22 protein-coding genes and 1 pseudogene are annotated in these 20,756 nt (G+C 61.0%); 7 read left to right on the top strand and 16 right to left on the bottom strand.

From position 1 onward, the window contains the following. Nucleotides 1–4: 4 nt before the first annotated feature. The gene (gene hmgA, locus NLY44_RS03570; RefSeq protein WP_023805050.1) at nt 5–1,318 is read right to left on the bottom strand and encodes a homogentisate 1,2-dioxygenase; all 1,314 of its coding nucleotides are present in this window, start codon (nt 1,316–1,318) and stop codon (nt 5–7) included. Between the two features lie 124 nt (nt 1,319–1,442). On the opposite strand from hmgA, the gene NLY44_RS03565 reads away from it, so the two are divergent. Then, the gene (locus NLY44_RS03565) at nt 1,443–1,880 is read left to right on the top strand and encodes a MarR family winged helix-turn-helix transcriptional regulator (RefSeq protein WP_023805049.1); all 438 of its coding nucleotides are present in this window, start codon (nt 1,443–1,445) and stop codon (nt 1,878–1,880) included. Between the two features lie 31 nt (nt 1,881–1,911). On the opposite strand, the gene NLY44_RS03560 is transcribed toward NLY44_RS03565, so the two are convergent. The 3 genes from NLY44_RS03560 to NLY44_RS03550 form a co-directional block, all read right to left on the bottom strand. Next, nucleotides 1,912–2,535: a DUF4304 domain-containing protein gene (locus NLY44_RS03560; protein WP_023694420.1), complete on the bottom strand. Its 624-nt coding sequence runs from the start codon at nt 2,533–2,535 to the stop codon at nt 1,912–1,914. A gap of 18 nt (nt 2,536–2,553) precedes the next feature. Continuing rightward, nucleotides 2,554–3,588 carry an L-threonine 3-dehydrogenase gene (gene tdh, locus NLY44_RS03555; RefSeq protein WP_023805048.1) on the bottom strand — a complete coding sequence of 345 codons (1,035 nt, stop codon included), beginning with the start codon at nt 3,586–3,588 and terminating at the stop codon, nt 2,554–2,556. 168 nt (nt 3,589–3,756) lie between these two features. Then, nucleotides 3,757–4,944, bottom strand: a complete 1,188-nt coding sequence (locus NLY44_RS03550) for a glycine C-acetyltransferase (RefSeq protein ID WP_023805047.1) — start codon at nt 4,942–4,944, stop codon at nt 3,757–3,759. A 309-nt stretch (nt 4,945–5,253) separates the two neighbouring features. Between NLY44_RS03550 and NLY44_RS03545 the strand changes: the two genes are divergently transcribed. After that, a complete protein-coding gene (locus NLY44_RS03545; RefSeq protein WP_023724848.1) occupies nt 5,254–7,320 on the top strand; it encodes a putative bifunctional diguanylate cyclase/phosphodiesterase in 2,067 nt (688 codons plus the stop codon). Nucleotides 7,321–7,341: 21 nt separating this feature from the next. Here the strand turns inward: NLY44_RS03545 and NLY44_RS03540 are convergent, their stop codons facing one another. Continuing rightward, a complete protein-coding gene (locus tag NLY44_RS03540) occupies nt 7,342–7,746 on the bottom strand; it encodes a MarR family winged helix-turn-helix transcriptional regulator (RefSeq protein ID WP_023672921.1) in 405 nt (134 codons plus the stop codon). A gap of 190 nt (nt 7,747–7,936) precedes the next feature. Between NLY44_RS03540 and NLY44_RS03535 the strand changes: the two genes are divergently transcribed. Beyond that, nucleotides 7,937–8,344: a hypothetical protein gene (locus NLY44_RS03535; RefSeq protein WP_023805046.1), complete on the top strand. Its 408-nt coding sequence runs from the start codon at nt 7,937–7,939 to the stop codon at nt 8,342–8,344. A gap of 220 nt (nt 8,345–8,564) precedes the next feature. Here NLY44_RS03535 and NLY44_RS03530 read toward each other — a convergent pair whose 3' ends face one another. Then, nucleotides 8,565–10,610: an oxidoreductase gene (locus NLY44_RS03530; RefSeq protein ID WP_023713073.1), complete on the bottom strand. Its 2,046-nt coding sequence runs from the start codon at nt 10,608–10,610 to the stop codon at nt 8,565–8,567. A 140-nt stretch (nt 10,611–10,750) separates the two neighbouring features. On the opposite strand from NLY44_RS03530, the gene queF reads away from it, so the two are divergent. Further along, a complete protein-coding gene (gene queF / locus NLY44_RS03525) occupies nt 10,751–11,212 on the top strand; it encodes a preQ(1) synthase (RefSeq protein ID WP_023713074.1) in 462 nt (153 codons plus the stop codon). A gap of 7 nt (nt 11,213–11,219) precedes the next feature. Here the strand turns inward: queF and NLY44_RS03520 are convergent, their stop codons facing one another. From NLY44_RS03520 to NLY44_RS03495, 6 genes and pseudogenes are all read right to left on the bottom strand, one after another. Beyond that, nucleotides 11,220–12,089: an alpha/beta hydrolase gene (locus tag NLY44_RS03520; RefSeq protein WP_023805045.1), complete on the bottom strand. Its 870-nt coding sequence runs from the start codon at nt 12,087–12,089 to the stop codon at nt 11,220–11,222. Nucleotides 12,090–12,117: 28 nt separating this feature from the next. Beyond that, entirely contained in the window at nt 12,118–12,720 is a 603-nt protein-coding gene (locus tag NLY44_RS03515; RefSeq protein ID WP_023698008.1) for a YqhG/Tai3 family protein, read from the bottom strand. Nucleotides 12,721–12,880: 160 nt separating this feature from the next. Further along, nucleotides 12,881–13,846: a right-handed parallel beta-helix repeat-containing protein gene (locus NLY44_RS03510; RefSeq protein ID WP_023805044.1), complete on the bottom strand. Its 966-nt coding sequence runs from the start codon at nt 13,844–13,846 to the stop codon at nt 12,881–12,883. 433 nt (nt 13,847–14,279) lie between these two features. After that, entirely contained in the window at nt 14,280–14,498 is a 219-nt protein-coding gene (locus NLY44_RS03505; protein ID WP_286456685.1) for a hypothetical protein, read from the bottom strand. A 5-nt stretch (nt 14,499–14,503) separates the two neighbouring features. Then, nucleotides 14,504–15,244, bottom strand: coding sequence for a right-handed parallel beta-helix repeat-containing protein (locus tag NLY44_RS03500; protein WP_286456684.1), 741 nt, complete (start codon nt 15,242–15,244; stop codon nt 14,504–14,506). A gap of 319 nt (nt 15,245–15,563) precedes the next feature. Next, nucleotides 15,564–16,462: pseudogene (locus NLY44_RS03495) on the bottom strand (IS1 family transposase). A gap of 285 nt (nt 16,463–16,747) precedes the next feature. On the opposite strand from NLY44_RS03495, the gene NLY44_RS03490 reads away from it, so the two are divergent. The 3 genes from NLY44_RS03490 to NLY44_RS03480 are packed head-to-tail and all read left to right on the top strand — an operon-like array spanning nt 16,748 to nt 17,966. After that, nucleotides 16,748–17,140 carry a hypothetical protein gene (locus NLY44_RS03490; RefSeq protein WP_286456682.1) on the top strand — a complete coding sequence of 131 codons (393 nt, stop codon included), beginning with the start codon at nt 16,748–16,750 and terminating at the stop codon, nt 17,138–17,140. Continuing rightward, a complete protein-coding gene (locus NLY44_RS03485) occupies nt 17,082–17,546 on the top strand; it encodes a hypothetical protein (protein ID WP_023689606.1) in 465 nt (154 codons plus the stop codon). The genes NLY44_RS03490 and NLY44_RS03485 overlap by 59 nt, the downstream gene beginning before the upstream one ends. Continuing rightward, on the top strand, nt 17,547–17,966 hold the full coding sequence (locus NLY44_RS03480; RefSeq protein ID WP_027049645.1) for a hypothetical protein: 420 nt from the start codon (nt 17,547–17,549) through the stop codon (nt 17,964–17,966). Here NLY44_RS03480 and NLY44_RS03475 read toward each other — a convergent pair. From NLY44_RS03475 to NLY44_RS03460, 4 genes are all read right to left on the bottom strand, one after another. After that, a complete protein-coding gene (locus NLY44_RS03475) occupies nt 17,923–18,162 on the bottom strand; it encodes an RNA-binding protein (RefSeq protein ID WP_023689605.1) in 240 nt (79 codons plus the stop codon). The two genes, NLY44_RS03480 and NLY44_RS03475, sit on opposite strands and share 44 nt — an antisense overlap. Then, nucleotides 18,163–18,348, bottom strand: coding sequence for a hypothetical protein (locus tag NLY44_RS03470; protein ID WP_023689604.1), 186 nt, complete (start codon nt 18,346–18,348; stop codon nt 18,163–18,165). It abuts the gene before it with no gap. A 200-nt stretch (nt 18,349–18,548) separates the two neighbouring features. Beyond that, nucleotides 18,549–19,028 (bottom strand): DUF3828 domain-containing protein, encoded by a 480-nt coding sequence (locus NLY44_RS03465; RefSeq protein ID WP_023805042.1) that lies wholly within the window; start codon nt 19,026–19,028, stop codon nt 18,549–18,551. Nucleotides 19,029–19,122: 94 nt separating this feature from the next. Continuing rightward, nucleotides 19,123–20,721: an ABC transporter substrate-binding protein gene (locus NLY44_RS03460; RefSeq protein WP_286457695.1), complete on the bottom strand. Its 1,599-nt coding sequence runs from the start codon at nt 20,719–20,721 to the stop codon at nt 19,123–19,125. Between the last annotated feature and the right edge of the window lie 35 nt (nt 20,722–20,756).

The raw sequence follows: 20,756 nt of genomic DNA, 5'->3' as shown, positions 1-20,756 counted from the left end.
GATCTCAAGACCAGTCGCCCTCCGGCGTGCCGTTGAAGCGCTTCTTCAGGTCGGTCCAGCAGTCAATGTAATAGTCCTGCCTTGTTTCAAGCTCGGCGCCATAGCGGGTCAGCATTTGCGGGAATCGGGTCTCGAACATGAAGGCCATCGTGTTGTCGAGCTTGACCGGTTTCAGCTCGGAGCGCGAGGCCTTTTCGAAGCCAGGTGCGTCGGGGCCGTGGGCCAGCATCAGATTGTGCAGGCTGATGCCGCCGGGCACGAAGCCTTCTTCCTTGGCGTCGTACTGGCCATGGATCAGGCCCATGAACTCGCTCATGATGTTTCGGTGGTACCAGGGCGGCCGGAACGTGTCTTCCGCCACCAGCCAGCGCGGCGGGAAGATGACGAAGTCGATATTGGCGGTGCCCTCCTCGCCGCTCGGCGCCGTCAGCACGGTGAAGATCGACGGATCGGGATGGTCGAACAGGATGGCGCCGACCGGCGAAAACGTCGCCAGATCATATTTGTAGGGCGCATAGTTGCCGTGCCAGGCGACGACGTCGAGCGGCGAATGGCCGATCTCGGTGACATGGAAATTGCCGCACCATTTCACCGTCAGCCGGCACGGCGTCTCCTTCTCCTCGAACCAGGCGCTGGGCGTCTTGAAGTCGCGTGGGTTGGCCAGGCAGTTGGCGCCAATCGGGCCGCGGTCGGGCAGCGTCAGCTTGGCGCCGTAATTCTCGCAGACATAGCCGCGCACTTCCTTGTCGGCGAGCTCGACCTTGAACACCAGACCGCGCGGCAGCACGGCGATCTCGCCGGGCCGAAGCTCGATGACGCCCATCTCGGCGACAAAGCGCAAGGCACCGACCTGGGGGACAATCAGCAACTCGCCGTCGGCGTTGAAGAAATGGTCGTCGACCATCGAGCGGTTGGCGACATAGACATGCGCCGCCATGCCGCTTTGGCCCAGCACGTCGCCGGCGGTGGTGATGGTGCGCATCCCTTGAATGAAATCGGTCGGCTCCTTCGGCATCGGCACCGGGTTCCAGCGGTACTGGCCGAGCGCCAGCTCGTGGTCGCCGACATTGGGAGCGGTCTTCCACAGGGGATAGCTCGCCGCCTTGAAGCGGCCGGTGTGTTTTACGCTCGGCCGGATGCGGTAGAGCCAGGAGCGCTCATTGGTGCCGCGCGGGGCGGTGAAGGGCGAGCCCGAGAGCTGCTCGGCATAAAGTCCGTAAGCCGGCCGCTGCGGGGAATTGCGCCCTTGCGGCAGCGAGCCGGGCAGCGTTTCGGTCTCAAAATCATTGCCGAAGCCCGGCATGTAGGAAAATTCCATCCGATCCTCCCTGATCCCGACCGCCGCGAAGCGCGGCCTGCCGGCGATGTTGACCAAACTGGTTTCGTTTGTAACCATCGAAAATGTAACTATCAACGGCTGATGCCGCATCCACGGTGCGCATATGGAAACCCTCGAACTCGAAAATTTCCTGCCCTACCGGCTTTACCGGCTGGCCGACGCTGTCAGCCGAGAATTTTCAAAAATCTACCGCGACCGTCACGGTCTGACGCGGCCGGAATGGCGCACACTCTCTGGGCTCGGACAGCGCGGCATGATGACCGCGACCGCGCTCGGCGAGCAGTCGGCCATGCACAAGACCAAGGTTTCGCGGGCGGTGGCGGAGCTTGAGCGGCGGCGCTGGCTGACGCGCACGCCGGACGAGAATGATCGGCGTGTGGAGCATTTGGCGCTGACCAAGGCGGGACTGGCCGCCTATCGCGAGATGGTGCCGCTGGCGAAAGCCTTTGAACGGCAGTTGCTGGCGAGGCTTGGTACGGAAGAGCGGGCGGCGATTGTGAATGGGGTGGCGGCGCTGGAGGCAAAACTCACCTTGGGTTGAGATCTTCCCATAAGTTCGACCGTCGCTGAAATCAGATCGCGAATGCGGCAGGCAACGCCCCTAGACCGTAATAGGCGCGTTCGGCTTCAATGAAGCCTCTGACACGGCTTCGAAATGCCGCCGGATCATCAATGTAGGCTAGAAGCGCCTGCGCTTGCGAAGCCGCGTGTCTTTGAGCGCTTTCAAACAGTCGCCTTGCCGTTTCAAAATCACCGGCCAAACCAGCCGCCACCCCGGCGTGGAAGGCCGCCCACTCGCCGTAGGCGCCCGGCTGCAATTCACTCACGAGGATTTTCGCTGTCGCCTGGACGGAAGGGAACATCGATCGGTGAACCTGATCGATTTCGACGACCTTCTTGGCCATTTGATCAACCGCGAGAAGAAACTGTGGCGGGCTCTCGAACGGAACGAACTGTCCAATGCGCTCAACGCGATCGAAGGTAATCGTTTCCGGAAGCGAACCCCAGAGCCAGTGGACTGCTACGTTAAGGTAAGTGCCCTTGGACCAGGAACTGGGCTGGAACTCGACTACACTTAGCCAGAAGCCGCGATCGGCGATCCAGATTCGGGACTGCCCTTTGCGTCGAAATCCGGCCGGCTTCAGTACGAGCTTTGCCTGCGAGGCAATGATACGACCGTGCTCATTGTCCGCCATCTTGCACCCACACGTGCCTCACCAATCCATCACCACCTTGCCCGAACTGCCGCTCCGCATCGCGTCAAACCCCGTCTGGAAATCGTCGATCCCAATGCGGTGCGTAATCAGACCCGACACATCCAGCGGCCCCTGCACCAGGGCGATCATCTTGTACCAAGTCTCGAACATTTCGCGGCCGTAGATGCCCTTCAAGTGCAGCATCTTGAAGATGACCTTGTTCCAGTCGATTTCGAAGCCGGTCGGCGCGATGCCCAGAATGGCGATCTTGCCGCCATTGTTCATGGTGTCGATCATGTCGCGAAAGGCGGGCGCGGCGCCCGACATTTCGAGGCCGACGTCAAAACCCTCGGTCATGCCCAGCGCCGGAATAACGTCGCGCAGTTTTTCCTTCGAGGCATCGACGACATGCTGGACGCCGAGCTTTTTGGCCAGCGCCAGCCGCACCGGGTTGATGTCGGTGATGACGACTTTTCGCGCCCCCACACATTGGGCAACGAGCGCGCCCATGATGCCGATCGGCCCGGCGCCGGTGACCAGAACGTCTTCACCGACCAGGTCGAAGGACAGAGCGGTGTGGACGGCATTGCCCAGGGGATCGAAGATCGCGGCGATCTCGTCGGGCACATCGTCGGGGATCGGCACGACATTGTGCTGCGGGATCGCCAGATATTCGCCGAAGGCGCCGGGGCGGTTGACGCCGACGCCGAGCGTGTTACGGCAGAGATGCCCCCTGCCGGCGCGGCAATTGCGGCAATGGCCGCAGACGATGTGACCTTCGCCGGAGACACGCTGGCCGACCTTGTATTCGGTGACCGCAGCGCCGAAATCGGCCACCGTGCCGACGAATTCATGGCCGGTCACCATCGGCACCGGCACGGTCTTCTGCGCCCACTGGTCCCAATTGTAGATGTGGACGTCGGTGCCGCAGATCGCCGTCTTCTTGACCTTGATCAGCACGTCGTTGGGGCCGATCTCCGGCACCGGCACCTCTTCCATCCAGATGCCCGGTTCAGCCTTGGCCTTCACCAGCGCCTTCATCATGTTCGACATGCTACAACTCCTTACCCTCCCCCTTGTGGGGAGGGTGGCCCGAAGGGCCGGGTGGGGGTCAAAAACTGGCGGAGGTCGTGACCCTGCAGACCCCCACCCCGCCTCCCGCCCGCTTGCTTCGCAAGCGGTCGAAAGTCGACCCTCCCCACAAAGGGGAGGGTAAAACTCTCAGCCAATCACGCCCAGTTCCTTGCCGACCGCCGCGAACGCTGCCACGGCGCGGTCGATGTCGGCGCTGGAATGCGCCGCCGACATCTGCGTGCGGATGCGCGCCTGGCCTTTCGGCACCACCGGGAAGGAAAAGCCGATGACATAGATGCCGCGCTTCAGCATGCGCGCCGCCACTTCCTGCGCCAGGCTGGCATCGCCCAGCATCACCGGAATGATCGGATGATCGGCGCCGGCCAGCGTGAAGCCGAGCTTGCCCATTTCGGAGCGAAAGCGCGCCGCATTGGCATAGAGGCGTTCGCGCAGGGCGTCGCCATTGCGGATCAGCTCGAACACCTTGATGGAAGCGCCGGCAATCGCCGGCATCAGCGTGTTGGAGAAGAGATAAGGCCGCGAACGCTGGCGCAGCCAGTCGACGACCTGGCTTTTGCCGGAGGTGTAGCCGCCGGAGGCGCCGCCGAGCGCCTTGCCGAGCGTGCCGGTGATGATATCCACCCTGCCCTCGACGCCGCAATGCTCGGCCGAGCCGCGGCCGTTCTTGCCGACGAAGCCGACGGCATGGCTGTCGTCGACCATCACCATGGCGCCGTACTTTTCCGCGAGGTCGCAGACGCCTTTCAGATTGGCGATGATGCCGTCCATGGAGAACACGCCGTCGGTGGCGATCAGGCGGAAGCGGCAGTCTTTCGCCTCTTTCAGCCGCACTTCGAGGTCGGCCATGTCGTTGTTGGCATAGCGGAAACGCTTGGCCTTCGACAGCCGCACGCCGTCGATGATCGAGGCATGGTTCAGCGCATCGGAGATGATCGCATCCTCCTCGCCGAGCAGCGTTTCGAACAGGCCGCCATTGGCGTCGAAGCAGGAGCCGTAAAGGATGGTGTCGTCCAGGCCGAGGAAGGATGAAATCGTTGATTCAAGCTGCTTGTGCTCTTCCTGCGTGCCGCAGATGAAGCGCACCGAGGCCATGCCGTAACCGTAGCGGTCGAGCGCGCCTTTGGCCGCGGTGCGCAACTCGGCGCTGTCGGCGAGGCCGAGATAGTTGTTGGCGCAGAAGTTCAGCACCTTGTCGCCGCCGACTTCGATCTCAGCCGACTGGGTCGAGGTGATCACCCGCTCGGATTTGTAGAGCCCGGCGGATTTCAGCCCTTGCAGTTCGTTGTCGATATGGGAGAGGAATGCCGCGCTCATGATCAGGTCCTGTTGAGATTGGCGCGACTGTCGCGCTACGCGCACTAAAAATCCACCGCAAAAGCGACCGTTTCGGTGGCGCGGCTGCCTCAACCCTGGCGCGATCCGATCGCATGGCCAGCATGCTAGAGTAGCAGGCACGCGAATACGGCCATGCCGCGAAAGAACATGATAACCATCTCGGCAGCTTTCGTTTACTGCGGAAGCAGCAGTTCCGCCGGCTTCCAAACCTGTTAACCCTTTCAAGGCAATGGTGTTCTTGCCACGAATCGGTGGCAGAAATCCGTCGACCGAGGGGTCACCTAGAATATGTCGCAGCAGCCGGCGCAAACCGTCTCGGGCAAACTCATCCTGCTGATCAAGAGCGGCTACTGGCTGGCGCTGCTGATCATCGCCGCCATGGTGATGGCCTCCTTCATCCTGCTGCAGCAGATGATGGCGGCGCAACAGCACAACCATACTCTGCTCGACATCGTCAGCACCCAGAAGGCGCTGTCGCAGCGCATTGTCTTTTTGACCAGCGCAACCGGCTCCGCCGCGCGTGACAAGCAGCCGGCCCTGGTTGCCGCGCTGAAACAGGCGACCGCCGAGTTCGAGACGAACTACGACCTGCTGCTCAAACAGACGGGAGCCGACCCGCTGTCGCCGGCATTGTCCGACCCAAGGTCGATCGAGAGCGTGCTCTACGGCAAGCCGTTCCACCTCGACTATTTCTCGGTCGGGCTGGTCGCCAATGGCGAAAGGCTGATCTCGTCCTTCGAATCCCAGCTCTCCGGCAATGCCGCCTACAAGGGCGGCGGCGAGCGCGTCAATCTCGATGCTTCCGTCGCCAATGCGACGCTGTCGGGTTATGCCGCGCTCGGCCAACGCATCGCCGCATTCGCAGACGAGCGGTCGGAAAAGCTCCTCGATCTCCATCGCACCTTGTTCTACGCCACCATCGGCGTCATCGTCCTGGTGGCGCTTTTCATCTTCCGGCCGATGTCGAAGGCGATCCTGCGCAAGACGCACGAGCTTGTCGATGCCCGCAACTCGATGGCCTTCATCGCCGTACATGACGGGCTGACCGGCCTGCACAACCGCACCTTCCTGACCGACCACTTCGAAACGCTGATCAAGGGCGCGCATCGCCGGCGCGAGAGGCTGGCGGTCATCCAGCTCGACCTCGACCGGTTCAAGCAGATCAACGACACACTCGGCCACGCCGCCGGCGACTATGTGCTGGTCGTCACCGCGCAGCGCATGCGCGATTCCTGCCGTGCGTCGGATCTCTGCGCGCGCCTTGGCGGCGACGAATTCGTGATGATCCTCAATGGCGCCGGCGGCCCCGAGGACATCAACATGCTGGCCCGGCGCATCCTGGAGGAGATCAACGAGCCGATTACCTTCCAGGGCACGACCATCCTTCCAGGGGCCAGCGCCGGCATTGCCGTCTATCCCATCGACGCCGACAATGCCGAGGATCTGCTCGTCCACGCCGACCTCGCGCTCTATTCCGCCAAAAAGCTCGGCGGCGGCAGCTTCTCGTTCTTCTCCGAGGAACTCAGGCGCGAGCTAGACTACCGCAAGCAGCTCGAGCACGACATCAAGGTCGCGATTTCGGAGAACGCCTTCCAAGTCTATTTCCAGCCGCAGGTGTCGCTGAGCAACGGCGCCATCAGCGGCATCGAGGCGCTGGTGCGCTGGAAGCATGCCGAGCGCGGCATGATTGCGCCGGGCGAGTTCATTCCGGTCGCCGAAAAATGCGGCTTCATGCCCGAGATCGGCCGCATCGTCTTTACCAAGGCGATCGAGCAAGCAGCCGAATGGGATCGCGCCGGCATCGCTTTCGGCCGGCTTGCCGTCAACGTATCCGGCACCGAGCTGCGCGAACCCGACTTCGACCGCTTCCTGTTCGCGACGCTGGAAAAGGCCGGCCTTGCTCCGCAGAAACTGTCGCTGGAAATCGTCGAATCCGTCATTCTCGACGACGAGAAGACGGGCATCGCGGCGAAGCTGCGCCACATCCGCGCTGCCGGCGTCCATCTTGAGCTCGACGATTTCGGCACCGGCTATGCCTCGCTCAGCCACGTCAATCCCAACGAGATCGACCGGCTGAAGATCGACCGCCGCTTCGTCCAGAACATCAACGAGAATGGCGACAACACCAAGATCGTGCGCGCCATCACCGAGCTGGCGCGCGGTCTCGGCATTTCGATCGTCGCCGAGGGCGCGGAAACCGAAGCCGAGCTCGATTCGCTGATGGCAATCGGCTGCGATCAGGTGCAGGGCTATTCCATCGCCTTCCCGATGCCGCAGGACAAAGCGCGCGAATGGCTGCTGGCGCGCAGCCCGAAGAAAGCCAAGCTGAAGGTGCTTCAGGGCAATTTAGCCTAGACTATTGCCCACCGGTGCCGGTCATTTGGCCGGCGCGACATTCGCCCGCAATGCCGCCAGCACCTCGGCGAACTCCGCCAGCCTGTCGTCCGGCAATCCCGCGCGCAGCCGCTTGTCGAAGATGAGAGCCGCCGCCCGCAGCTTCAGGAACATCGTTTCGCCCGCCTGCGTCAGTTCGACCAGATGAACCCGGCGGTTGTCCGGATCGCGGCGGCGCGTCAGCAAGCCTTGCGCCTCCATGGCGTTGAGATGGTGGGTGAGCGTGGCGCCCTGGATGCCGATCATGCCGGCAAGTTCGCGTTGGTTGGCAAGCTCGCTCGACTTGACCGAAAGCAAGGTCAGCCACACCGGCAGCGTGCCCCCGGCCTCGACCAAAGCGGCGTCAAATGCCTGCGCCACCAGCTTGGAGGTGCGCGCGAGATTCATGCCGATTGGCGGACGGTCAAAGGGAGTCATGCGCCGACAGTAGAACAAGGCGCCGAGCGATGGAACGCGGCATTATACATTGACATCGAACCATTTGATATCTAACTATCATGCGTGTCGATCTGCCGAGTTCGTATTATCCGCGTTCGACAGGGATCCGAGGACGGGCGGCGGCAAGGAGGAAGCGGTCATGCAATATGTCTACATCGTCATTATCGGCCTTCACGTCATGTCCGGCGTGTTCTGGGCCGGCACCACCATCACGCTTGCCCGCGACCCCGAGATCAGGGCGGAGCGCTTTATCGGACCGCAAATGGGCTCGGCCGGCATGGTGTTCGTGACCGGCGCCCTGCTCTGGTATTTCTTCCACGGCGCCTATTTCGGCTCGATGGAAATGGTGCTGGCGCTGGGCATCCTGGCCGCCTTCGCCGCTGCCGGCGTTCTCAGCGTCGTCGTCCGCAAGACCAGCCGGCAGCTTGCCGGCGCGGACGCCGCAACGGAAGCGGCGCTGCGCACCAAAATGGCCCGCGGCGAGCGCATCGCCGCCTGGCTTCTGGTACTCACCGTACTTTGCATGGCGACGGCCAGGATGATTTGAGCCCTGCCGCGCGTTGCCTCCCGGTTGAAAAGCATTCCGCATCGTGCGTCGCCTGGCTCTCGGCTGGTGGCGTACGCGGCGCGCAGTTCGGACGGATGTGCAAGGTGGCTCTCCGCACAGAGGTTTGGCTGCGCGCCACCCATCACTTTGATCGATCGAGATGCGCCCGCCGGAAGGGTGAGATCGAGCTTTGGAACAAGCCGTAGGCCGGCTTGTAGGCTCAAACCCGCAAGCCGAACCTGATGCCATCATAGATGGCGGCGTGGATGTTGCGCGAGGCGACCGCATCGCCGATGCGCAACAGCACGAAGCCGCCTTCGGGGTTGCGTGAAGGAAAAATATCGCCGCCGCCGACCAGCCGCTCGTAATCGACCGCGCCACCATTCTTCGACAGCGGTTTCAGCTGGAGATAGAGATCGTCGAGCGGCGCCGTGCCGTGCTCGACCACCACCTGGTCGACCCGCCTTTCGCCACGCCAGCCATCGGCAAAGTCGGACGCGAGTTCGGCGACCAGCTGGTTGCCCTCGCGCCGTACCGAGCGCAGCCTGGTGTTGATGGTGATGGTGACGCCCTTCTCCTGGAAGGCGCGCATATAGGGCACGTGGTTCATGCCGCCCATTTCGGGGGCGAAGAAGCGCTCCGGCGAAACCAGCTCCAGTTTTGACCCTGCATTGGCGATCAGCTCCGCCGCGCCCATGCCCTGGTGGCCACCATTGTCGTCGAAGAGCAGCACGTTCTCCGCCGGCTTGACGCTGCCGGCCATGATGTCCCAGCTCGACGTGACGAGATTGTCGCCTGATGTCAGCGGCGGGTTCTGCGGCAGGCCGCCGGTGGCGATCACCACCACATCGGGCGACAGCGCCAGCACATCGTCCTGCTCGGCCCATGTATCGTAGCGGATCCCGACGCCGAGCCGGTCGAGTTCGGCCAGCCGCCAGTCGATGATGCCGATCAGTTCCTTGCGGCGCGGGTTCTGCGTCGCGAGCCGAACCTGGCCGCCGGCCTGACCGGAGGCTTCAAGCACCGTGACATGATGGCCACGTTCGGCCATGACGCGAGCTGCCTCGAGCCCGCCAGCGCCAGCGCCAACGACGACGACGTTCCGCCTGGGCCCTTCGGTCTTCAGGATGATATGCGGAATCTCGGCCTCGCGGCCGGTCGCGGCATTGTGGACGCACAGCGCCTCGCCGCCTTCATAGATACGATCGAGGCAATAGGTGGCGCCGACGCAAGGCCGGATCTCGTGCTCGCGGCCTTCCATGACCTTCTTGATGATGTGCGGGTCGGCGATATGGGCGCGGGTCATGCCGACCATGTCGAGCTTGCCGGTCGCGATGGCGTGGCGCGCCGTGGCCACATCGGAAATCCGCGCCGCATGGAAGGTCGGAAATTTCGTTGCCGCCCTCACCTCGCCGGCGAAATCGAGATGCGGGGAAGAGCGCATGCCGGTCACCGGGATAACCTTGGTGAGCGCCGCGTCGCTTTCGATCGAGCCGCGGATGATGTTCAGGAAATCGACCTTGCCGGAATTCGCGAGCCGTCTGGCGATCTCGACGCCCTCCTCCTTCGACAGGCCTTTGTCAAAATCCTCATCGGCGACCATACGGATGCCGACGACGAATTTTTCGCCGACCGCCGCCCGCACGGCATCCAGCACCATGTCGGTGAAGCGCAGCCGGTTGTCGAGCGAACCGCCGAACTCGTCGTCGCGATGGTTTGTGGCGGGCGACCAGAAGCCGTCCATCAGATGGCCGTAGGATTCGAACTCGATGCCGTCGAGGCCGGCGGCCTGGCAGCGCTGCGCAGCCGACGCATAGTCGGCGACGATGCGCTCGATGTCCCAGTCCTCGATGGTTTTGGGGAACGCGCGGTGCGCCGGCTCACGCACCGGCGAAGCCGACAGCACCGGCAGCCAGTCGGCCTTGTTCCAGCCGGTGCGGCGACCAAGATGGGTGATCTGGATCATCACCTTGCAGTCATGCTCGTGGCAGGCGTCCGCCAGTTCGGCCAGCCACGGCACGATGCGGTCGTCATAGACATGCAGATTGCCAAAGGCGGCCGGGCTGTCGCGCGAGACGATCGCCGAGCCCGCCGTCATGGTCAGCGCCATGCCGCCCTTGGCCTTTTCGGCGTGGTAGAGCCGGTAGCGCTGTTTCGGCATGCCGTCCTCGGAATAGGCCGGCTCGTGGCTGGTCGACATCACCCTGTTCTTCAGCGTCAGGTGTTTGAGCTGGTAAGGCTGGAGAAGCGGGTCGTTGCTGGTCATCATCTTCCTGCCATTCCAGTTTGTGTCGGAGCAGCGCGCGCTGCTCCAGTTCTTGTCTTAAGCATCGAATTTATCCGAAAATCGCTGCACACTTTTTGATCCGATGCTAATGAGCGCGGAAAATCCCCAGGAAAACCACGATGATCGATACCAAAACCCTCACCCAGCTCGGCGCCCACGTCGAGACGCCACAGAGCCCGGAGACTGCGGTCCTGGAGACCGTGCCGTTCCAGCGCGGCGACGGACCGCCGGCGATCGTGCGCTTCACCTGCCCGGAATTCACCTCGCTCTGCCCGGTAACCGGACAGCCGGATTTCGCTCATATCGTCATCGACTACGCACCCGATGCCACCCTTGTGGAATCGAAGTCGCTCAAACTGTTTTTGACTTCGTTTCGCAACCATGGCGCTTTCCATGAAGACTGCACGGTGATGATCGGCCGCCGCATTGTGGCGGCAACGAAGCCGCTGTGGTTGCGCATAGGCGGCTATTGGTATCCGCGCGGCGGCATTCCGATCGATGTCTTCTGGCAGACCGGCGCTCCGCCCGAAGGCGCCTGGTTGCCCGACACCGGCGTTGCCCCCTATCGCGGCCGTGGCTGAACTGACGTCAGCCATAGGCGGCTCGGCAGAGCTTTGTCGCCAGAAAGGGAAGGACGGCATCGCGATAGCGCGGCTGGTCATACCGCAGCAGGTCCACATGGCCCGCTCCTTCGAACCAGACCAGTTGTGAGCCGGCAGCAGCGCTGTGCAGCGCCTGCACCTGGCTGCGATCGATGAAGGGATCGGTGCTTCCCGCAAGCAGCATCAGCGGTTCACCGATCTGGCCGAAGCGATCGATCGGCCTGACATTGCCGGCCCTCAACCCCAGACGAAGCGGCATCTGCGCCAAAAGCACATCGGCCTGAAAACCGCGCCAGAAGTTGAAAGGCATGCGCCATGCCGTGGTCTCGCGCAAACTCGCGTAAAGCTGCTCCAGAACATAGGCGTCGGCGGGCGCTTGCTGTGCCGCAAAGACGAAAGCAGCGGCGCCTAGCGACGAGCCGACAGCGCCAAGCTTCTGGCCAGGAAAACGTTGCCTGGCATAGGCAATGATGCGGGCGGCGTCCTGCGCTTCCGTGTAGCCGAAACCTTGAATGGCACCGCCGCTCTCGCCGTGCCCGGACAGGTCGAACAGGACGACGGAATAGCCGGCGTCGAACAAAAGTTTCGCTCTTTGAACCAGGGCCAGCCTGTTGGCGCCGCGCCCATGCAGCAGTACGACCGCGCCGCAGCTGCCCTTTCGATCAGCCGCCCAGCCGACCAGATCAGGAGCGCCGGGCTGGTCGAGCACGACGCGCTCGACGGGCAAATCGCCGGGAGCCGCCAAAGCTTGCCAAGGCGCGCGGGCGATCAGCATCGTGCCGATTTGCCAGTCGAGGCCGCAGCCGGCAGCGCCCAACCCGACCAGCGCGATCGCGAGCAAAACGCGAAGCTTCATTGCCGACCACCCGGAAACAATCGGCGGCTTATTCGCACTGATACTGGCTGAGCGCCCATTCACCGGTCACCGAAAGCAGATCGGATATCTTCCAGTCGCCGTCGACCTTCTTCAGCTTCCACTCCAGCCGGTGCTGGTTGCCTTCGACGACGAAGGCGACCACCACCTTGGCCTGATCACCATTGACGGCCTCGATGCTCTTCAGGCTCTTGTCGATCGCAAGCTTGTCGTAATCGGCATTGTCGAGCGCCATGTTGGGGTCGAGGCATTCGCCCTGCCCGGATTTGCGCAACGCGTCGCTCTTGTCGAGTACGGTCTTGGCCGGGTCGACGAAGTTCTTGCGCTGGGTCGGATCGAGCTCCAGTCCGAGATGTTCGTAGAACGGCTTGACCACAGCCGTCGGCGAGCCCGCCAGGACGGGCGCGGCCGGCTCGGCCGGCGGCCACCCAACCGGCGGTGTTGCCGGTTCCACCGCTGTCCCGGGTGGATTTGCGGGCGGTGCTGCGCCGCCCGGCACTGTCTCGGCCGGGGCATTTGCAGGTGGCGGACCGAGCAGCCCTTGAGCGGCAGCCGTGTTCAATCCTGCCAGCAGGCATACAGTCAACAAAGTCGGAAGACGGCTATGGGCCATCACGCATCACTCCAGGCCCGATCAGTCACATACCGGCCGAAACGTTCAGCCATGTCATCGGCGCCTGGCGGCAAAGATGCAGACTTTGAGGAAGCTAACAAGCCCTCGATTGCTTGCTTCGCCCGGGTGGTTCCCGCGCGAACCGCTGCAATCCGCAAACCTATTTCTGCGCAATGGTTGGCGGGTTCGGACCGTCAGCCGTGTTGCCGTTGAGCTGATTGGTGCCATAGGACGATATGACACCGCCATTAACGATGGCCGTGCCCGTCGTATTACCGGAGATCGTCGATCTGCCGAGCCGGATGGTCGCGTTGGCGCCGTCGGCACGCAGGCCGCCTGCCGCTCCGTTGTTGGCCACGGCAACGCCGTCAACCATGATGTTGATCCCAGGCCCGCCGACCGGATTCAGGATGCTGATGCCGGCATTCGTGTTGCCCGACACGCTGCTATCCACGATCGTCGTGTTGGAGCCGCCCGTGTTGCTGGTGCCGTCAGCCTTCACGCCGGCCAGGTTGTTGTTCTCGATCGTCGAGTTCTCGATGATGACCTTGGCAACGCCGGCTGCGGTCGGCTGGATATGAACGCCGTCCGCGCCGTTGCCGGTGATGAAGCTGTTGGTGATATAGAGTTCGGACGCGCCCGACGGTGCGAACAGGATGCCGTTGCCGTTCGGCGCCGCAGAGCTGTTGCCACGAATGACGCAATCCTCGATGTGCAAGGCGGCGCCGACGAGAAAGCGGACGCCATTGATTCCAGGCGATGCCGTCGCTGTGTCGATATCGAGACCTCGCAGAACGACGACGTCGGTCGCCAACGCGTTGATGGTCACTTGCGTCCCCGCATTCGATATGCCTGCCTCGACGTCCTCGCAAGCGATCGTTATCGACTTGGTGATCGTCACCGCGCCAAAGCCGCCCGGGTCGACGCAATTGATTTCGCCGCCGGCAGCCGTTTTCGAAATCGCGCCGGCGAAAGTCTTGCAAGGTGCGGTGCGGCTGCACGGATTGACGTCGTCGCCAACGCCGGAAACCCACGTCCGGGGCGCCTGCGCGGACGCCGGCGTGGCAAGACAAGCCATCACCATGGCGATTAAAATAGAAGATACCATGTATACAATTTTATTCATCTTCTCACCCCCTCAATGGAAAACAACTACTATTGCAGATATGCAATAGAAATCTAACACACCACAGCCAAAAGAGCAACTAGACCACAATTCAATCTGAAATCGGCTCTGTTTCTCGGCCGGCAAAAGCGATCCCCGCGAAGATTGCGATGGTCTCACTGACAGCCCGGTGGAGCGGACCGACAAATCGGGCGCCCTTGGCAAGACATCGATTTCGGTCGTCTTGTAATCTGGCTGTCAGCCACGCCCTACTTCGCGTGGTCCTGCCTCGAGATCATGTCATCAGGACTGGCAGTCGACAACGACAGAGAGGACTGGTGGCAGTACTCCGGGACCCGCCCGGTCATTCAAACTGGTTGCGCGTCCAGTCATAAAATGCACTTGGCGCGGTGTTGCCGCGCCAAGCGTTGCTATCAACAGTTAACCCCTGCAGCTATTTCAGCGCGATGGTTGGCGGATTGGGGCCGTCAGCAGTGTTGCCGTTGAGCTGGTTGGTGCCGTAGGACGAGATCAACCCGCCGTTGACGATGACCGTGCCGGTGCCATTGCCGGAGATCGTCGAGCGGCCGACGCGAATGGTTGCGTTGGCGCCATCGACACGTAGCCCGCCGACCACGCCGTTATTGGCAACGGCAACGCCGTCGACCATCATGCTGATCACCGGCCACCAGCCGGATTGAATATGCTGATGCCGGCGTTGGTGTTGCCCGACACGCTGCTGTTCACGATCGTCGTGTTGGAGCCGCCCGTGTTGCTTGTGCCGTCAGCCTTCACACCGGCCAGGTTGTTGTTCTCAATGGTCGAGTTCTCAATGATGACCTTGGCAACGCCGCCGGCGGTCGGCTGGATATGAATGCCGTCATTGTTGCCGGTGATGAACGAGTTGCTGACATAAAGTTCGGCTGCGCCCGACGGTGCGAACAAAATGCCGTTGCCGTTCGGCGCCGCAGCCGTGTTGTCGCGAATGACGCAATCCTCGACATGCAAGGCGGCGCCGGCAAGAAACCGGATTCCATTGAGACCTGGCCCAGCCGTCGCGCTGTCGATATCGAGACCGCGCAGAACGATGATGTCGGTCGCCAACGCGTTGACGATGATGCCATTCACCGACGCATTCAACACGCCCGCCTCAACGTCCTCGCAGGCGATCGTCATGGATTTGGTGATGGTCACCCCGCCGAAGCCGCCTGGATCGATGCAATTGATTTCGCCGCCGGCGGCGGTTTTCGAGATCGCACCGGCGAAGGTCTTGCAAGGTGCGGTACGGCTGCACGGATTGGCGTCGTCGCCAACACCGGAAACCCATGTCCGGGTCGCCTGTGCGGACGCCGGCGTGGCAAGACAAGCCACTACAATTGCAACTAGAATTGATGACAATAGGTATGTGATCGATTTCATATGCCCACCCTCCAAATTTTGAGCAAGTTAATACTTGCAGCCGAGCAAGGAAACATACCCCGCTACATCTAAAAAAGCAACTACTGATGTGACCAGCCCTGCGGATGCAACTGTTCTAAATCCGGCTTTTCTGCAACCGAGAAATATTGCTGAATCGCCGTAAAATATAGCGACCATCACAATGGATGTTACGATATTTTGCTTAGCAATTTTATGGCTGTCGCGCTGAGAGACCGCCGTTACAGCATGAAAACAATCACTGACCCAGGATGCTGACCGTTGCACGATTCGGCAAGCCGCGACAATTCAGGGTAGTGTCTCAGTTTGAAATTTCGGCCGCTGACTTTTTGTAAGGGCCACGCTTTCCGGGCTTCGGCGCAACGCGTCCATCTTCTCGCAGAGATCGTCCATCGACCAGAGCGTCCTGGAAACGCCAGCGGCCATTGCCGGCGTCATTTTCAGCGTCTTGTGCATTTTGATGAAGTTGTACCAGACGGTGTAAATGGCGACCATGTGGACATGGTTTTCGAACTTCTTTGAGAACGCATTGGTAAGGCGCGTGAAGCGGCGATTTGCCATGCGCATAGTGAGATTGGCGCGTTCGATATGCGACGTGCTGACGTGCACCGGATCGGGATTGCCTGCAATCCGCGTCTTGGTCGCGCCAGTGCAGACAGCCGGGCTATAGCGGCGCTCTGGCGAGGTCTTCTTGCCTTCCGGCTCACCGTATTGCTTGATGAGCATGGCGTAATCGATATCCGCTCCAAAGGCTTCCTCGACCGCATTGAGATAGGCGCGGTGGCCGTCCGTCGTAAGCTGGACGCGGTTGGCAAGACGGTCCTTCACGTCGTCCATGAAGGCCAGCGCATATTCGCCGTCGCGACCGCCGACCAGCCAGGAAATGATAAGCTTGCTGTCGCTGTCCAGGGCGGTCCAAGTCCACACGTCGCCAGCGCGGTCAACCGGCTGCTTCATGGCCGAAACGTTCTTTGCCTTCGCGCCGACAAACGACCAGATTTCATCGCACTGGACGCGCTTGGAAGCGACGTTGCGCACTTCGCTGTCGTGCAGTTCGGCACAGAACTTGCCAGCATCGACCAACAGCTTGGACACGGTGTTGATCGACACATCGGCAACGCGGGAGATTGAGCGCATCGAAGAACAATCGCAAAGCATGGTGAGGATTTGGACGCGGGTTTTGAGAGGCAGCTTGTTCATTCGCCTAATATGTGAACTTTTATGCTTAGCGTCAAGGACAAATATCGATTTGGCTTTAGCCTCCTGTTAGGGTATCGAGTCAAATTGTCGCAACCCTTGGCGGGGCGGACTATTGACTTATATGTCAATCCTTGCTGCTATCAAGCGGCACGTTAGGGCTGGACGCTTGTTCCCTCTAGAAATGGAGTTGGCAAGCGACCCGGTTGTTCGAGGCATTTACCTGTCGGAAGACATGCGGGGCTGATCTATGGACCATGGGCATCTGAAAATTGCCATCCGCGTGTCATGAGGCTTCAGGCTGATCTAGAAGCGTTTGTAAAGGGTGAGACAGTTTCCCTTTGCCTTGAGCCGTATTCGGCTGGCAAAGCCTTCTTCGGGAGGCTGTCAGATGTCTCAGACGAGGTTTGGGATATTCGCAGCCGCAGCCCGAAGCCTGGCCTGCGCTTATTTGGCAGCTTTGCCGCTCCTAACCAGTTCGTGGCCTTTACGTGGCGACCGCGCTCAAAGCCGTGGAATGGTCGCCAGCCTATGGGTGACCGCTACGATCAGGAGTGGGAGAAAATGAAGGCCGAATGCCTGTCGCAATGGAACGCTCTGTTCCCTAGACACAAACCTATGCATGGAGAAGACGCTGATGACTATGTCACCGAAACCGGATTTTCTCTCGGAGATATCTGAGGGCATCAAAATCCCAGAGGCCAAGATGGCCTATTTTGAGCAGAGGGCCCTGAACGGGTTCTACGACTATGTCATGCGCCGGTTTGCGGAAGAGCAAAAGAATTCCAAGCTGACTAAGGCAACTCTGGCTAAACGCATCGGGCGCGGGCCTGACCAAGTCAACCGCATGCTGGCTTCGCCCGGCAACTGGACGATTGGCACCCTCGCTCGCCTATTGGTTGGGATCGCTGGCGAGGAGCCGATTCTAACTTCGAAGAAATTGGCCGGAAGGAAGCCGCAAAATATGACGGTGGAGGCCTTGCTTGAACCGCCTTCCGAGCAACCGTCCAAGCTGCGGCTTCCGCAGGCGCCTTCCGCTACAGCGTCAAATGCGAAGGCGGTCGAAATTAAATTCGAGCCGGCCTAAATGGCAAAGAAACCGATAAACGTTACGAACGCGATCCTGTGTGAGTATGTAGCGCAGGGAAGCTTCAACAAGCATACGCTGGTCAATGTCTTTTCCGGCGATGTTGTGGCAAGGGAGTTCCCGGTTGAAATACCGTTTGGCATTTTTCTTATTCTCGATGAAGTAAATATCAGACTGCTCAAGCTAGAATTGCTGGTAAACGGCGAGAGTGTGTTTGTTGGGGAAGCAGACGGACCCTTTCGTGGTACAGGGCCGCTCGCAATAGCGTCCTTCAAGGTCAAAGTGAAAGAACCCAATTCTGTTATGGAATTGGTGCTTTCTTCCGCCGATCACAAAAATACCATAGCTATAAGCAAGAAGGTTCTCCAAGGGGAAATTACTTATGCCGCCCCTCCCACCGCTTCGAAGCCGCCTTCTTAGCAATCTCGGCGCGCCGCTCTGGCGTCATGTTGGCGGCGCGCTTCTTGCCACCCTTCGAACCAAGCTCTTTGGCGGCGGCGTTCTTACCGTCGTCAATCACGTCGTCGGCTTCATCGCCGGTGGCAATTCGCATGACGCGCACGGCATTGCCGATCACGTCGGCGGGGCGCTTCTGGCCTTTAGGTCCGGTGGGCATTTAGCTGGGGTACTCCACGATAACGACATAGCCGGATGGTAGATCGTAGGGGCCAATCTCTGTGGCGATTTCGCGCTTCGGCTGCCAAATCACATTGATGACCCGGCTGCCCTCTTCGCCTAGGCTATGGAGAAGGGTCTTCAGCCGCTCAATGTCGTCCGGGCATGTCTCGACGGTATACGACATGAAACCTCCCATGCTTTCCGCTAAACATATAGGAGTTCGGCCCGGACCGCGACAAGCGCGGCCGAAATTTCAAACTGAGACACTACCCAATTGCGGCTGTCATGGGCCGAATACACCCTCGCCTGGACCCGGCGGCGGCGATTATGTCTGAATGCTGCGAATATGCTGGCGAGCCGCGACGCCGGAACAGCGCGTCGGGATCACTCCGGCGCTTTGTCGGGCATGCATTCCAGCGCGCTCAGCGTCCAGCTGCTGGTCTTGGAGGTGATGTCGGCGACCTTCCATTTGCCGTCGATTTTCTTCAGCGACCACAGCATTTCGCGTTTGGAATCATCGCCTTCCGCAAAAAGGCTGAAGGTGGCGGTGACTTCGGCCGTATCGCCATTGACGGTCTCGGCCAGCTTCAATGTCTTGGCAATCGAAGTCTGGTCGAAATCCTGCGCGTCGAGGCCAGGATCGAAGTCGAGGCAGGCGACTTCGTCGGGCTTGTTCTTCGTGGCCTGGTCGTTGAGATCGAACAGCTTGGTCACCGGCTCGGTGAAGCGGTCGCGGTACTTTGCATCTCCCTCGAATTTCACCTCGGGCAGATAAAAGAACTTCACGGCGTTGGAAGCCGGCCCGGCCAGCACCGTCGCAGGCAAGGCAATCGAAAAGACTGCGGCAAGCACTATCGGTTTCATGCAGGATCTCCGGACGGTTCGGCGGCAAGGCGGCAATACCAGACATCCTGCATATCGGCTTTTTGCGGCTCATGAAGCCCCGGCTTGTATCGTCTCAGCCATCCAGCCAGACGTTCTGCAGGTCCATCTCGAAGGTCTGGTGGACGCCGTAGTTTTTCACCTTCTTGTTCATGTGGCTGTAGAGCTTCTGCCAGAAGGGTTGAATGATGACGCCGGAATCCTGCAGGATCTGCTCGACATCCTTCATCACCTCACGCCGTTTCTCCACGTCGATCAGCGACAGCGCCTGCTTCAGCTTGGCGTCGAAGTCCGGGTTGGAATAGGCCGATTCATTCCAGGCCTCGCCGGTGCGATAACCAAGCGCCAGCACCTGGACGCCAAGCGGGCGCATGTACCAGATGGTCATCGAATAGGGATACTTCGTCCAGTCGTTCCAGAAGGTCGAGCCCGGCAGCACCGTGCGCTTGACCTTGATGCCGGCGTCGCGCAGTTGGCCGGCAATCGCGTCGCCGGTGTTCTTCTGCCAATCGTCCTCGACGGTGATCAGCTCGTGCTCGAAATCGGCCTGCCCAGCGTCGGCCATCAGTTTCTTGGCGCCGGCCGCGTCGCGCGTCTTCTTGGGCAGCGCGAAATATTCAGGATGGATAGGGCTGACATGGTGGTTTTCACCGACTGTCCCTCGCCCGGCATAGCCGAGTTCCAGCACCGCATTGTTGTCGACCGCCATCTGCAGCGCGTTGCGCACCCGCTGGTCGTCATAGGGCTTGTGGGTAACGTTCGTGCGGGCAACCAGCGTGGTTGCCGTCGCAACCTCGGACTTCTCCAGCCCCATCTTATCCAGGATGTCGATGAAGTCGGCCGGCGTCTCGAAATTGAGGTCTATCTCGCCGGATTCGAAGGCGTTGATCGAAGCGTTGAAGTCGGTGCCGTAGTCGATGAACTCGACGCTGTCGAGCGGCGCTTCACCACCCCACCACTTGCCGTTTTCACGACGCTTGACCACCGCCTTCTGGCCGACATCGTAGGAGACCAGTTCGAACGGGCCCGTGCCGATCGGCTTCTTGACCGGGTCGGCGCCTTCGGCGTCGAAATTGCGGTGGACGACGAGCGCGGGATAATCGGTGAGGTTCGGGATCAGCGAAATGTCGGGCGCGCTGAGCGTCAGCTTGACCGTATTGTCGTCGACCTTGGCGATCGCGCCTTCCCTGGCCTTGCCCGACTTTTCGTCGATCAGCCCGCCGACGCGAGCGGCCATGGAGTTGCCGGCGACCTTCTTCTCGCACCAGCGGGTAACATTGAAGACCACGTCATCGGCGTTGAAAGCATCGCCATTGTTCCAGGTGATGCCCTTGCGCACATGCAACGTGTATTCCGTGGCGTCGTCATTGATGTCCCAGCTTTCGAGCAGCACTGGCTCGAAGGTGAATTCCCTGGTGTAGCGGACCAGCGGCTCCAGCCAGCAGCGCGAGATGTTGGCGAGTTCCACCCAGTCATAGGTGCGCGGATCTTTTTGGGCCTTGACCGACATCGATATGTGCAGCGTGCCGCCCTTCTTCGGCTCCTCGGCAAAAGCCTGTCCCGGCGCGGCAAGGCCGATCATGCCGTAGGCCAGCGCCGTCGATGCGCCGAACGCACTTGCCAATGCAAGAAACTCGCGCCGGTCCATACGGCCAGCACGCGTCTCTTGCGCCATCGCCTCGATGGCCGTTGGCACGCGATCGCCATTGC

Source organism: Mesorhizobium sp. C089B, assembly GCF_030323125.1.
Lineage (GTDB): Bacteria > Pseudomonadota > Alphaproteobacteria > Rhizobiales > Rhizobiaceae > Mesorhizobium.
The sequence above is the reverse complement of the archived record's forward strand: the minus strand, read 5'-3'. Positions and strand labels throughout refer to the sequence as shown.

Coding starts and splice junctions, on each gene's coding strand:
- NLY44_RS03560 (WP_023694420.1), bottom strand. CDS start 2,535: ATGGCGGACAATGAGCACGGTCGTATCATTGCCTCGCAGGCAAAGCTC.
- NLY44_RS03470 (WP_023689604.1), bottom strand. CDS start 18,348: ATGTCGTATACCGTCGAGACATGCCCGGACGACATTGAGCGGCTGAAG.
- NLY44_RS03480 (WP_027049645.1), top strand. CDS start 17,547: ATGGCAAAGAAACCGATAAACGTTACGAACGCGATCCTGTGTGAGTAT.
- NLY44_RS03545 (WP_023724848.1), top strand. CDS start 5,254: ATGTCGCAGCAGCCGGCGCAAACCGTCTCGGGCAAACTCATCCTGCTG.
- NLY44_RS03475 (WP_023689605.1), bottom strand. CDS start 18,162: ATGCCCACCGGACCTAAAGGCCAGAAGCGCCCCGCCGACGTGATCGGC.
- NLY44_RS03565 (WP_023805049.1), top strand. CDS start 1,443: ATGGAAACCCTCGAACTCGAAAATTTCCTGCCCTACCGGCTTTACCGG.
- NLY44_RS03535 (WP_023805046.1), top strand. CDS start 7,937: ATGCAATATGTCTACATCGTCATTATCGGCCTTCACGTCATGTCCGGC.
- NLY44_RS03465 (WP_023805042.1), bottom strand. CDS start 19,028: ATGAAACCGATAGTGCTTGCCGCAGTCTTTTCGATTGCCTTGCCTGCG.
- NLY44_RS03485 (WP_023689606.1), top strand. CDS start 17,082: ATGGAGAAGACGCTGATGACTATGTCACCGAAACCGGATTTTCTCTCG.
- NLY44_RS03540 (WP_023672921.1), bottom strand. CDS start 7,746: ATGAATCTCGCGCGCACCTCCAAGCTGGTGGCGCAGGCATTTGACGCC.
- NLY44_RS03515 (WP_023698008.1), bottom strand. CDS start 12,720: ATGGCCCATAGCCGTCTTCCGACTTTGTTGACTGTATGCCTGCTGGCA.
- NLY44_RS03520 (WP_023805045.1), bottom strand. CDS start 12,089: ATGAAGCTTCGCGTTTTGCTCGCGATCGCGCTGGTCGGGTTGGGCGCT.
- NLY44_RS03500 (WP_286456684.1), bottom strand. CDS start 15,244: ATGAAATCGATCACATACCTATTGTCATCAATTCTAGTTGCAATTGTA.
- hmgA (WP_023805050.1), bottom strand. CDS start 1,318: ATGGAATTTTCCTACATGCCGGGCTTCGGCAATGATTTTGAGACCGAA.
- NLY44_RS03460 (WP_286457695.1), bottom strand. CDS start 20,721: ATGGCGCAAGAGACGCGTGCTGGCCGTATGGACCGGCGCGAGTTTCTT.
- NLY44_RS03490 (WP_286456682.1), top strand. CDS start 16,748: ATGAGGCTTCAGGCTGATCTAGAAGCGTTTGTAAAGGGTGAGACAGTT.
- NLY44_RS03510 (WP_023805044.1), bottom strand. CDS start 13,846: ATGAATAAAATTGTATACATGGTATCTTCTATTTTAATCGCCATGGTG.
- NLY44_RS03505 (WP_286456685.1), bottom strand. CDS start 14,498: ATGATGGTCGACGGCGTTGCCGTTGCCAATAACGGCGTGGTCGGCGGG.
- tdh (WP_023805048.1), bottom strand. CDS start 3,588: ATGTCGAACATGATGAAGGCGCTGGTGAAGGCCAAGGCTGAACCGGGC.
- NLY44_RS03530 (WP_023713073.1), bottom strand. CDS start 10,610: ATGACCAGCAACGACCCGCTTCTCCAGCCTTACCAGCTCAAACACCTG.
- NLY44_RS03550 (WP_023805047.1), bottom strand. CDS start 4,944: ATGAGCGCGGCATTCCTCTCCCATATCGACAACGAACTGCAAGGGCTG.
- queF (WP_023713074.1), top strand. CDS start 10,751: ATGATCGATACCAAAACCCTCACCCAGCTCGGCGCCCACGTCGAGACG.